At 46.4% G+C, this 12,348-nt stretch carries 15 protein-coding genes and 1 tRNA gene; 12 read left to right on the forward strand and 4 right to left on the reverse strand.

Annotated elements, in window-relative coordinates:
- Positions 1-66 precede the first annotated feature (66 nt).
- The 12 genes from rfbC (at position 67) to ACH3Y6_RS14715 (ending at position 10,133) form a co-directional block, all read left to right on the forward strand.
- Positions 67-624 (forward strand): dTDP-4-dehydrorhamnose 3,5-epimerase, encoded by a 558-nt coding sequence (gene rfbC, locus ACH3Y6_RS14660; RefSeq protein WP_490836375.1) that lies wholly within the window; start codon positions 67-69, stop codon positions 622-624.
- A 3-nt stretch (positions 625-627) separates the two neighbouring features.
- Complete coding sequence (gene rfbA, locus ACH3Y6_RS14665; RefSeq protein WP_490836376.1) at positions 628-1,488, forward strand: glucose-1-phosphate thymidylyltransferase RfbA; 861 nt, start codon at positions 628-630, stop codon at positions 1,486-1,488.
- Between the two features lie 89 nt (positions 1,489-1,577).
- Complete coding sequence (locus ACH3Y6_RS14670) at positions 1,578-2,456, forward strand: MerR family transcriptional regulator (RefSeq protein WP_490836377.1); 879 nt, start codon at positions 1,578-1,580, stop codon at positions 2,454-2,456.
- A gap of 139 nt (positions 2,457-2,595) precedes the next feature.
- The gene (locus ACH3Y6_RS14675) at positions 2,596-3,096 is read left to right on the forward strand and encodes an RNA polymerase sigma factor (RefSeq protein WP_490836378.1); all 501 of its coding nucleotides are present in this window, start codon (positions 2,596-2,598) and stop codon (positions 3,094-3,096) included.
- 24 nt (positions 3,097-3,120) lie between these two features.
- A complete protein-coding gene (locus ACH3Y6_RS14680) occupies positions 3,121-4,614 on the forward strand; it encodes a phytoene desaturase family protein (protein ID WP_490836379.1) in 1,494 nt (497 codons plus the stop codon).
- 97 nt (positions 4,615-4,711) lie between these two features.
- Positions 4,712-5,548: a phytoene/squalene synthase family protein gene (locus ACH3Y6_RS14685; protein ID WP_490836380.1), complete on the forward strand. Its 837-nt coding sequence runs from the start codon at positions 4,712-4,714 to the stop codon at positions 5,546-5,548.
- 29 nt (positions 5,549-5,577) lie between these two features.
- The gene (idi, locus tag ACH3Y6_RS14690; RefSeq protein WP_490836381.1) at positions 5,578-6,108 is read left to right on the forward strand and encodes an isopentenyl-diphosphate Delta-isomerase; all 531 of its coding nucleotides are present in this window, start codon (positions 5,578-5,580) and stop codon (positions 6,106-6,108) included.
- Between the two features lie 21 nt (positions 6,109-6,129).
- Positions 6,130-7,614 (forward strand): 1-hydroxycarotenoid 3,4-desaturase CrtD, encoded by a 1,485-nt coding sequence (gene crtD / locus ACH3Y6_RS14695; protein WP_490836382.1) that lies wholly within the window; start codon positions 6,130-6,132, stop codon positions 7,612-7,614.
- Positions 7,611-8,294 (forward strand): carotenoid biosynthesis protein, encoded by a 684-nt coding sequence (locus ACH3Y6_RS14700; protein WP_490836383.1) that lies wholly within the window; start codon positions 7,611-7,613, stop codon positions 8,292-8,294. The genes crtD and ACH3Y6_RS14700 overlap by 4 nt, the downstream gene beginning before the upstream one ends.
- A 1-nt stretch (position 8,295) precedes the next feature.
- On the forward strand, positions 8,296-8,784 hold the full coding sequence (locus tag ACH3Y6_RS14705) for a sterol desaturase family protein (protein ID WP_490836384.1): 489 nt from the start codon (positions 8,296-8,298) through the stop codon (positions 8,782-8,784).
- A gap of 80 nt (positions 8,785-8,864) precedes the next feature.
- A complete protein-coding gene (locus tag ACH3Y6_RS14710) occupies positions 8,865-10,028 on the forward strand; it encodes a lycopene cyclase family protein (protein WP_490836385.1) in 1,164 nt (387 codons plus the stop codon).
- A gap of 33 nt (positions 10,029-10,061) precedes the next feature.
- Positions 10,062-10,133 (forward strand) — tRNA-Arg (locus ACH3Y6_RS14715).
- A gap of 102 nt (positions 10,134-10,235) precedes the next feature.
- On the opposite strand, the gene ACH3Y6_RS14720 is transcribed toward ACH3Y6_RS14715, so the two are convergent.
- The 4 genes from ACH3Y6_RS14720 to cobC form a co-directional block, all read right to left on the reverse strand.
- Positions 10,236-10,592 (reverse strand): TM2 domain-containing protein, encoded by a 357-nt coding sequence (locus ACH3Y6_RS14720; protein ID WP_490836386.1) that lies wholly within the window; start codon positions 10,590-10,592, stop codon positions 10,236-10,238.
- A 7-nt stretch (positions 10,593-10,599) separates the two neighbouring features.
- Complete coding sequence (locus tag ACH3Y6_RS14725; protein ID WP_490836387.1) at positions 10,600-10,890, reverse strand: DUF2752 domain-containing protein; 291 nt, start codon at positions 10,888-10,890, stop codon at positions 10,600-10,602.
- 34 nt (positions 10,891-10,924) lie between these two features.
- On the reverse strand, positions 10,925-11,503 hold the full coding sequence (locus ACH3Y6_RS14730; RefSeq protein WP_490836388.1) for a MarC family protein: 579 nt from the start codon (positions 11,501-11,503) through the stop codon (positions 10,925-10,927).
- Between the two features lie 152 nt (positions 11,504-11,655).
- Positions 11,656-12,258 (reverse strand): alpha-ribazole phosphatase, encoded by a 603-nt coding sequence (cobC, locus tag ACH3Y6_RS14735; protein ID WP_490836389.1) that lies wholly within the window; start codon positions 12,256-12,258, stop codon positions 11,656-11,658.
- Positions 12,259-12,348 lie beyond the last annotated feature (90 nt).

Below are 12,348 nucleotides of genomic sequence, written 5' to 3' on the forward strand. Positions count from 1 at the left end.
GCTGGAGCATGTTACCAGCGGGGCCTACCAGCATTATTACCAGTCCATGTACACCAACAGATAATTATGAGAATTGAGCAGACGATATTACCCGGTTGTTTCCTGGTAGAGGATACTTTCCATGGAGATCATCGGGGTTATTTTTTTGAGAGTTTTAACCGCAAAAGGTTTCTGGAGCACACAGGACTTGATATGAATTTTGTTCAGGATAACCAGTCGCTCTCGCAGAGAGGTGTTTTGCGGGGTCTGCATTTTCAGCAGGGCGATGCGGCACAGGCCAAACTGGTAAGGGTACTGAAGGGCAAAGTGCTGGATGTGGCGGTTGACCTTCGCAAGGGCTCACCAACTTTCGGGAAACATGTGGCAGTGGAACTTTCCGAAGACAGTCATACGCAGTTTTTCGTACCCCGTGGTTTTGCCCATGGTTTTGTGGTGTTGAGTGAGGAAGCTGTTTTCTTTTATAAATGTGACAACTATTATGATCCGGCTACGGAAGGAGGTATTATTTTTAATGATCCGGAGCTGGCGATCGACTGGAAATTACCCGAATCGGAATTATTATTATCCGGGAAAGACAAATCATTACCTACGTTGCGGGAAGCCATGCCTGCACTTAAATTCTAACATATGAAAGGCATTATACTGGCAGGCGGATCCGGTACCAGATTGTACCCCATCACCAAGGGTATCAGCAAACAGCTGATGCCGGTGTATGATAAACCCATGATCTACTACCCGCTCTCGGTATTGATGCTGGCGGGTATCCATGAGATACTGATCATCACCACACCCGAAGATGCTGCACAGTTCCAGCGTTTGCTGGGTAATGGCGCTGAGCTGGGCTGCCGGTTTGAATATGCCGTACAGGCCGTGCCCAACGGACTGGCGCAGGCTTTTGTGATCGGGGAGAAGTTCATCGGTCAGGATAAAGTGGCGTTGATACTGGGAGATAATATCTTTTATGGAGCAGGCTTCAGCAAACTGGTGCAATCATTTAACGATGTAGACGGAGCAGCCGTATTTGCCTATGAGGTGAATGATCCCGAGCGTTACGGGGTAGTGGAATTTGATGAGAAGAACAGGGCTGTCTCCATCGAAGAGAAACCGGCGCTTCCCAAATCAAGTTATGCGGTGCCGGGTCTGTATTTTTATGATAACAGCGTAGTGGAGATCGCAAAAAATATTGCCCCTTCTGCCCGGGGTGAGTATGAGATCACAGATGTTAACAGGGTATACCTGCAACAGGGTAAACTACAGGTGGGCATCATGAATAGAGGCACTGCCTGGCTGGATACCGGAACCTTTGATTCACTGGCTGATGCTTCGGAGTTTGTACGGGTGATAGAGAAAAGGCAGAGCCAGAAGATCGGCTGCATAGAGGAAGTGGCCTACCGGATGGGGTTCATCAACCAGCAACAACTGCTTCAACTGGCCGATTTATATGCTAAAAGTGGCTATGGAGAATACCTGCGCAGGATCAGGAAGTAAAAATTTTTATGTAACTATTTGATTATCAATAATGTCAAATATTTATACCGGAATGTTAAACAAAATAGGGTGCCTCCTGTTATTTTTGCATGAATGCTTTTACCATCAAGGACCTGGAGAATCTCTCAGGTATTAAGGCTCATACGATCCGTATCTGGGAACAACGTTATTCATTCCTGAATCCGCAACGAACGGAAACCAATATCAGGTATTATTCCAACGACGAATTACAGAAGATCCTGAACATTGCCCTGCTGAACAAGTATGGGTATAAGATCTCGCATATAGACCGCATGACGGCTTCGGAGATCAATGACAAGATACTGTCGCTCTCACAAGCCCAGGCCCAACAGGAGCGGATTGTGAATGACCTGATCCGTTATATGGTCAATGTAAAAATGGATGAGTTTGAAGTAGTACTGGATGCCTATATCAAAGCAAAAGGAATTGAGAAAACCATTACCCAGATCATTTTTCCTTTCCTGGAACGGATTGGCATTTTATGGCTCACCAATCATATTAATCCCGCACAGGAGCACCTGGTAAGTAACCTGGTTCGTCAGAAACTGATTGTGGGTATCGACGGTTTGCGCCCTGCATTGGACACCGGGAAATCGGTATTGCTTTTTTTACCAGAGGCTGAACACCATGAACTTGGGCTGCTTTTCGTGTATTATCTGCTTAAGAGCCGTGGCGTAAAAGTCATGTATCTGGGGGCCAATGTGCCGTTAAAAGATGTGGACTATGTAGCTTCTTTAAAGAATCCGGACTTCTTATATACACATATTACCTCGGTTGCGCATAATTTCAATTTTGAGAAATTCCTGACGAATACCCATAACCGTATGCCGGATCGGAAAGTCATCGTATCAGGGGCACTTACCCAGAATTATAAAAAACGGGTTCCGGCTAATTTTAGTTTTAAAAAGACCCTGGGCGAAGTACTGGAGTACATATCCTCTCTCTGATCTATCCACAAAAAAGAGCGGATTCTAAAAAATCAATAGATATATTGCTGATAATCAATCAAATACCAAGTTCGGAAAGATAAATTTGTAGGCGCCCTTATTTTGTTTAACTTTGATGTATAAAAAATTAAACAGTTTTATGTCCACTGTAGAATTTAACAAGATGCTTTTATCCAATGCAGAGTTTCTGAAGCCATTTGCGGTTACACTTACGCATGATACAGAAGCAGCCAAGGACCTGCTCCAGGAAACCATGTACCGTGCCCTGGCCAACCAGGATAAATACCATGTGGGCACCAATATCAAAGCATGGTTGTACACCATCATGCGCAATATTTTTATCAATAACTACCGTCGTAAAGCAAAGCAGTCCACCATCTTCGACAGCACTCCGAACGAATATCTGCTGAACCTGAACCAGGGCGCTGTTTCCAATGAGGCGGTTGCGGGTATCAACCTCAAAGAAGTGCAGAAAGCTATTTATAACCTGCCAGAGATATTCCGCAATCCTTTTCTCCTGTACTTTGATGGATATAAATACAACGAGATCGCAGACATGCTGGGTGAGCCTTTAGGAACTATCAAAAGCAGGATCCACTTTGCACGCAAGCTGCTGAAATCACAGATTCAGCGTCATTAATTTTTTACTTTTTAAATCACTGGCTTGAGCAGGAAAGTTGTTGTTATTGGAAGTGGTTTCGCAGGCCTTTCGGCTGCATCTTTCATGGCCAAAGCGGGCTGGGATGTGACCGTGCTTGAAAAACACGCCATTCCGGGCGGACGTGCCCGTTACCTTACAGCCGAAGGATTTACGTTTGATATGGGCCCCAGCTGGTACTGGATGCCGGATGTATTTGAACGTTATTTTGCCTGCTTTGGTAAAAAAGTTTCCGACTATTATCGCCTGATCCGTCTGGATCCTTCTTATCGTGTATACTACCCGGATGGCCCGATGGATGTTCCGGCTGATTTCACAGCCCTGCAACAACTGTTCGAATCCCTGGAACCGGGTGCGGGCAAACAATTGCAAAAGTTCCTGGAAGAAGCAGCCTATAAATATGAAGTTGGAATCAATAAACTGGTGTTCAAACCCGGCCAATCGGTAAAGGAATTCCTTGATTGGGACCTTGCCAAAGGACTCTTCAAACTGGATGTGTTCCGTTCCATGAAAGCCCATGTGGCCAAATATTTCAAACATCCCCGGCTGGTAGAGCTGATGGAGTTTCCCGTTCTGTTCCTGGGGGCTTTGCCTGAAAAAACACCGGCTCTCTATAGTTTGATGAACTATGCAGATATCAAAGGCGGTACCTGGTTCCCAGAAAAAGGGATGTACCAGATTGTTCAGGCGATGTACGACCTGGCCGTTGAACTGGGGGTTCGGTTTCATTTTGAACAGGAAGTGACCGCGATCGATATAACAGGTAACCGGGCAAAAAGCGTACAGGCTCAAACCCCGCAGGGTACTGCTGTTAGCTATGATGCGGATGTGGTGATCGGAGGGGCCGATTATCATCATATCGAAACACAACTGCTGCCCGTTGCCAGCCGGAGTTATACAGATGCTTACTGGGACAGTCGTGTAATGGCGCCGGGTTGTATTCTGTATTATGTGGGACTGAATAAGAAACTGAAGAATATCCAGCATCATTCTCTGTTTTTCGATACCTCTTTTGCCATACATGGCAAAGAGATCTATGATACCAAAGAATGGCCCAGCAACCCCTTGTTTTATGTAAGTGCCGTGTCTGTTACCGATCCTTCATCTGCGCCGGAAGGCTGTGAGAACCTGTTTCTCCTGATACCGGTGGCAACAGGACTTGAGAATGATACCGAGGAACTCCGTGAGAGATATTTTGACCAGATCGTCACCCGGATGGAGAAACACCTGGGTCAATCGATCAAGGATGCGGTGATCTATAAAAAATCCTTTGCCCATAGCGATTTTATCAGCGAATACCATGCATTTAAGGGAAATGCGTATGGTTTAGCGAACACTTTGCAGCAAACAGCTGTTTTAAAACCTTCGTGCAGAAGTAAGAAAGTGAGTAATTTGTTTTATACCGGTCAGCTGACCGTTCCCGGTCCCGGTGTTCCCCCCAGCCTGATCAGTGGTGAAGTGGTGGCCGGTGAAGTGGTCAAGACTTTCGGGAAGGAATAATGATGAGCGGATCAGGGGCAGAGTAGCATTCATGCGTGCCGATCTGAAAATCCGAACATAGCAGTCAGATACCCAAAAATCTCAAAAAAATAACACTATGATGAACCTGTTTCATGAAGTGAGTCAGGATTGCAGCAGGATTGCCACCGAGAAATACAGTACCAGTTTTTCTTCGGCCATCAAGCTGTTGCACAAGGATCTGCGTGTGCCGATCTTCAATGTGTATGGTTTTGTACGTTTTGCGGATGAGATCGTGGATACTTTTCACCAGCACGACAAATCCCTGCTGTTGGATGAATTTAAGAAAGCAACCTATGAGGCCATTGATCGCGGCGTTAGTCTGAATCCCATTTTGCATAGTTTTCAGCTCACAGTGAATCAATACGGTATCGACAGGCAACTGATCGATGCCTTCCTGTATAGCATGGAACTGGACCTGGAAAAGAGAAATTATGACAGGGCCGGTTACGAACAATATATCTATGGTAGTGCAGAAGTAGTGGGCCTGATGTGCCTGTATATTTTCTGCGACGGTAACAAAGACTTATACGAAGATCTAAAACCCTATGCCCGTAGCCTGGGAGCAGCGTTCCAGAAAGTGAATTTCCTGCGCGACCTGAAAGCGGATGTGGAAGGGTTAGACCGGATGTATTTCCCGGGCTGCGATTTCTCTAATTTTACCGAACGAGATAAATCGGCCATTGAAACGGACATACAACGTGATTTCGACCACGCGTATCAAGGCATCCTGAAACTTCCCGTAAAAGCCCGGTTTGGCGTATATGTGGCATATAAATATTATGTTTCACTGTTCAGGAAGATCAAAAAGATGCATCCTCACCGGATCCTTGAAAACAGGATCCGTATACCGGATTATGGCAAAATGATGATCCTGGCAAAAGCGGGGATACGTGCCCAGTTGAATTTGTTGTAATTACCGACCTTAGTCCTTATTTACCCTACATGGAACAAGTGATCTTAGTTGATGAGCAGGATGTGTTAACCGGCACCATGGAAAAGATGGAGGCACATGAAAAAGCCCTTTTGCACAGGGCTTTCAGTGTATTTGTTTTTAATGACCGGGAGGAAATGTTATTACAGCAAAGGGCTTTTGAAAAGTACCATAGCGGTGGTTTGTGGACGAACAGTTGCTGCAGCCATCCCCGTCCCGGAGAGGATACACAGGTAGCGGCAATGCGCCGTTTACGGGAAGAAATGGGGTTTGAGACAGCTCTTACGAAGATCTTCGATTTTGTATACAAGGCGGATTTTTCTAATGGACTCACCGAACATGAGTTCGATCACGTATTTGTAGGCCATTACGATGGCAAGGTCCTGCCCGATAGTAAAGAAGTGCATGATTTTGCATTCATGTCCATGCCCGATATCGAAGAGGCACTGCGAAAAACCCCGGAGAGATTTACTGCCTGGTTCCATATTGCCTTTCCAAAAGTGATGCATTGGTGGAGACAGTCACGACAAAACCTTTCGTAAAAGTTCATCCCATCCTGCCGTATGAAATCAACCCCCACCGCTATTGTGATCGGCGCCGGAATAGCCGGCCTGGCCAGCGCTATACGATTGGCCGTACAGGGTATGCAGGTTACGATATATGAGAAGAATGCATATCCCGGCGGTAAACTCAGCCATTTTACGATCGGTGCTTACCAGTTTGATGCCGGTCCCAGTTTGTTTACACAGCCGGGTCATATAGAGGATTTGTTTGCCCTGGCCGGAGAGCCGGTCGAGGACTATTTACGTTACAGAAAGATGCCCGTTTCCTGCCATTATTTTTACGAAGATGGTACACAGGTAAAAGCTTTTGCTGACCATGACCTGTTCGATCGCGAGCTGGTGGAGAAACTGGCTGAAGAACCCGGAAGCTTGCAGCGTTACCTGCAGCGTTCAGGAAATATTTATCGGGATATTGGTTCCGTTTTTCTGAATCATTCGCTGCATAAAAGGGCAACGCTGTTTAAAGCGGATATCTTACGTGCCTTGAAAGCTACCCGTTGGCCCTACCTGTTTCGTACCATGCACCAGCTGAACGAGAAACATTTTCGCAATCCCAAAACAGTAAAGTTATTTAACCGATATGCTACGTATAATGGCAGCAATCCTTACCAGGCGCCTGGTATGCTGAGCCTGATACCTCACCTGGAACATACTGAAGGGAGTTATTATCCCGCTGGCGGCATGATCAGTATTACCCATGCATTGTACCGGCTTGCAGAGAAAAAAGGCGTTCGCTTCTGTTTTAACACCCCAGTAGAGCGGATCATCCATAACGAAGGAGTGGTGCAGGGAGTCGTGGCAAATGGAGAGAATATACCGGCTGATATCGTGGTCAGCAATATGGATGTATATTTCACCTATCGTCATCTGCTGCGCGATACATACCGGTCAGAAAAGATCTTGAAACAGGAACGGAGCAGTAGTGCGCTCATCTTCTATTGGGGCATCAGGAAAGAATTTTTGCAGCTGGGCCTGCACAATATTTTTTTCGCGAAGGATTATCAGGCAGAGTTCGACCATCTTTTCCGTTTAAAACAGTCGTATCCCGACCCGACCGTCTATATCAATATCACCAGTAAATGCGAACCGGGTTTGCAGGCACCGGAAGGTGCAGAGAACTGGTTTGTGATGGTGAATGCACCCGCAAATGTTGGCCAGGACTGGGCGTTATACCGCGAACAGTACCGCAGTGCTGTTATCGCAAAACTTAACCGGATCCTGCAGACAGATATTGAACCACTCATCGAAGCGGAAGAAGTGCTGGATCCTGTGCTGATCCAATCAAGGACCGCTTCTTATATGGGCTCTTTGTATGGAACCAGTTCCAATTCCCGGATGGCAGCTTTTTTACGGCATCCCAACTTTAGCAGTATGATCAGGGGTTTGTATTTTGTGGGAGGGAGTGTACATCCGGGTGGTGGAATACCCTTGTGTTTGCAGAGTGCGAAGATCATGAGTGAAATGGTTGAAAAAGACAGAAAATGAGATTAGAGAAACAACATATTGCTACTTTCCTGGCAATCCTTTTTCATGTGAGCGGACTGGTTGGTATTCTCTTCACGCCTTATAAAGATTGGTTCATACAAAATACGCCACTAAACCTGGGTTTGATGGCCCTGTTGCTGATCTGGAGCCATAAAGGCAGGAATATTTCCTTTTATCTTTTCCTGCTGACCGCATTTCTGGTAGGGATGGGTACAGAAATGATCGGTGTACACACCGGCCATCTTTTCGGGACGTATCAGTACGGATCTGTATTGGGTCCCAAATTCAACGAAGTACCTGTGCTGATAGGCTTTAACTGGTTTGTGGTGATGTTCTGCAGCGCGGCGGTGATGCAGCAGTTTCAGGATTGGTTCCGGACCAAAATTGGGGAAGATGGTTTTGACCTGCCTCCCCGGATAGCGGCTTTGTCCATGGTGATCGACGGAGCGCTGCTGGCCACTTTTTTCGACTGGCTGATGGAGCCTGTTGCCGTGAAACTGGGATTCTGGAAATGGTCCGGTCAGGATATCCCTCTTTATAATTATGTCTGCTGGTTCCTGATCAGTGTTGCTTTGCAGCTTGTGCTGCGATGGCTCCGTTGTAACAAGGCCAACCATTTTGCGGTACATTTGTTTATCATACAGGCATTGTTTTTCCTGGCACTCAGAACCTTTTTATAATATGCTGTATTTATTGATCACACTCATTACTTTTATTCTGATGGAGGGTATTACCTGGCTCACCCATCGTTATGTGATGCACGGTTTTTTGTGGTACCTGCATGAGGATCATCACCAGAAAGGACCTGGTTTTTTTGAAAAAAATGATGCTTTCTTTGTCATTTTTGCCATTCCCAGCTGGTTATGCATCATGCTGGGCAGTATGAACCAGGTATATTGGGTGGTAAGTATCGGCGCAGGCATTGCCCTGTATGGATTTGCTTATTTCCTGGTACATGAGATCATCATTCACCAGCGGTTTAAATTATTTACCCGCAGCAATAACCGTTATATCAAAGCCATCCGCTGGGCGCATAAAATGCATCATAAACATATCGGGAAAGAAGAGGGAGAGAGCTTCGGTATGTTGCTGGTTGCCAAAAAATACTGGGATAAGGTAAAACAGGACGAATTATTGCAGGGTGGAGGAGGAAGTAAAGTAAATAAGTAGATAAAGTAAATAGGTATATAACGTAACAGGTTGTTGAAAACCTTGGGGGATATTCACCATTCACTACGCACCATTCGCCATTGTCCAATCAGTATCACTATATCATCACGGGAGCCGGATGCGCAGGTTCCAGTCTGCTGATGCGGATAATGCAGGAGGATTTCTTCCGGGATAAAAAGATCCTTGTACTGGATCATTCAGCAAAGAACAGCAACGACCGCACCTGGTGTTTCTGGGAAAAGGAAGCGGGGCTTTTTGAATCCATTGTTCATCACCGATGGCCCACCCTTCAGTTCTATTCCGATTCGTTTTTCCGTGAGCTCAACATTGAACCCTATCAATACAAGATGATCCGGGGTATCGATCTATATGATCATATCAGGCAGATGTCGGCACAGCATGCCAATATCGAATGGAGAAACGAAACGGTAAAGCGGGTTGAAACAGGTTCGGATCATGCGCGTGTGGTCACAGATCAGAATGAGTACCGGTCGGAATATGTGTTCAACAGCATACCGTTCAGAGATGTTCTGAGACCGCCTTCACGGGAGAACAGCAAAGCCTATTATCTCCTCCAGCATTTTAAAGGCTGGCTGATCGAAACGCCCGGGGATCGTTTCAATCCCGACAAAGCCACTTTCATGGATTTTCGCGTGAGTCAGGAGAATGGAGTTGCTTTTTTTTATGTACTACCCGTTTCTCCCCGTCAGGCATTGGTGGAATACACCCTGTTCACAGAGCAACTGCTTCCCGAAGAAATGTATGATGTTGCTTTGCGCGAATATATCTCCTCACATCTGCAACTGACTGATTATTCAGTGCAGCATACGGAATTTGGTGTGATACCCATGACCAACCTGCGATTTCCATCACAGGAGGGCCGGGTGGTATTTACAGGAATTGCTGGCGGTCAGGCCAAAGGCAGCAGTGGGTATGCTTTCCGGTTCATACAAAAAAGAGCGGCCGCCATCGTGGATTCACTGGTGCACAAAAACAGTGTTGATCTAAGGGAAACGTTGGCAGATAAGAAATTCCGTTTGTACGACAGTGTGTTATTGCACGTACTGCATCATAGGAAAATGGCTGGGTCTGAGGTCTTTGCCCGTATTTTTCAGCACAATCCCCCACAACGGGTGTTGCGATTCCTTGATAATGAAACTACCTTATGGGAAGACCTCCAGATCATGCGTAGCGTACCTACAGGTATTTTTCTCCCCGCCGCCATTCAGGAATTGGGCTCTTGAAAGTTAACGGCTTTCTATTACATTTGCAGCCTTGGCCTTGTAGTACAATGGATAGTATGCGAGTTTCCGAAGCTCTTGATCCAGGTTCGATTCCTGGCAAGGCCACACAATTATCTCTGATTCTGCCTTGCACAGGCATTGATGGTATTGATCCTGCCCGTCATCTTTGTTTGCATACACTTGATAAGCCCGATAATATATGTGAACCTACCGGTTCGCATATAACATGGCCATACTTTCATTAGCCATTTTCCGGTTATACTCGAAAGCCAGTTTTTTGTGGTTGACAAGGTCAACAATCGTTCCGATCAAACAGAGTCCGCCGGTGAAGAGGTATAAAATACCCATCCCATTCTGACCGATCATGAAACGTTGTATACCACCCACACAAACAAAACCCAATACGCAGCCGATCAATATCTGGTCAGTTGTCCGGCGTTTACCGTTGTATACGGCAATAAAGCTGAGCAGTTCATCTTCCCGGAGTTCGTTGGTGAGCGACTGCAGATAAACCAGTTCTTCCCCCTCGATAGAAGGGATCATGTTGATCAGGTTGGGTTTCATGGGTTGGTTATTTAAGGTGTATGAGTTGTTTGATCCTGCTAAATATAACCAATACAGCGAAGATTCCGAAGGGATGATGCTGAAAAGAAGCTGCCAGTTTCAGGTGTAAGGCATAATAAATAGAATGACCCAGTCCGCAACCCGGGCACTGGCCAATACCCAGCAGACTGAACAGGCAAAGGGAGCTCTGCTTTTTTTCTACAGGAAGAAAAAACAATAAGAGTAAGGCCGCCAGGAGGAAAAGGAGTTCCAGGTGTTGCCGCCCCCATTTCAGCATACGTGTTGTGTAACTGATCATCGAATTTGGTTTTCTTACCGGTAACGGCAGATCCTTATTTGCCGAATGCCGCAATATTGGTACTGAAGATCTTTACTGCAATGGCCAGCAATATCACCCCAAAGAATTTACGGACAGCCAGCAAACCCGCAGGTCCCAGCAGGTGTTCGATGAACTTCAATGATTTCAATACGATATATACTACCACCAGATTGATCAGGATACCTGAAAGGATATAACTTTCTTCAAAGTTGGCTTTCAGCGACATGATGGTGGTTAGTGTTCCGCTACCTGCAATGATGGGAAAAGCGATCGGTACCACGGTGCCGGATTGAGCATTGGTATCGCCCTTGAAGATCTCGTGACCCAGCACCATTTCCAGTCCCAGCAGGAAGATCACCACCGAACCGCCTACTGCGAAAGAGCGGACATCAAGTCCGAGAATGCTCAGGAATGGTTGGCCGGCATACAGGAAAAGGATCATCAATGCACCTGACACCAATGTGGCCTGGATAGACCGGATAGCGCCCATTTTATCTTTCAGAGAGATCAGCAGCGGGATGGAACCAACAATATCGATCACCGCAAATAAGGTGAAAGTTATGGTGAGCAGTTGGTCCAGGTGAAAGGTCATAAAGCAGGTTTGTTTAAAGATAATAATAGTTTTGTGAATAGGCAATGGGTGGGGGTGAGTCGTGAGACGTGAATGGTGAGTCGTGAATTGTCAGTAGTGGATGGTCAATGAGTATTCAACTGACTGCCTACTAACTACTCACCACTGACGCCTCACACCGTCGGCCTATGCCATTCTTTTCCGGCAAGGGAAATATTGTAGAGGAACTCGTGATGGAAACCACTTTCCTCCTGCGTCAGTTTTATCACGCAACCATAGTGGCAGGTAAACAGGTCAAACGACTCTTTGATGGGGGTGCCGGTGATATGCGCCAGGATACTTCTTAACACACCGCCATGGGCCACGATCACTGCGGGAGATGCGTGTTGACTGATCTCATTAAAACGGTTGATCACCCGCTCATGCATCAAAGCATAACTTTCTCCTTCAGGCACCACCACATTCACAAAATCTTCCAGCCAGGGTTGCATTTCTGTCTTGGGTATTTCGTTCCAGGGTTGCATTTCCCAGTTGCCGCAGTCCAGCTCCATCAGGTCGTTGTGAAGGACCGGGGTATGATCGGGAAAGAGGGTCTCAGCCAGTTTGCGGCAGCGTTGCAGAGGACTGCTGTACACAGCTCCCATACGGGTGGGTAACCAGGGGCGTATGCTGTCTGCCTCAGCAGCAAAACTATCGGTAACATCCAGGTCTGTTTGTCCGTAACAGATGCCTTTCTCCACAGCAGGGGTGGTATGCCTGATCAGGTATATCTCCATGCTGCGAATTACCGGAATTATTGTGAAACAAACAGAAGAAAGCCACAGATTTCAAAGATCCGGTCAGGTATCCTGAAATCTGTGGCTGGT

It is taken from the genome of Sediminibacterium sp. FW305-C-269 (assembly GCF_058231045.1).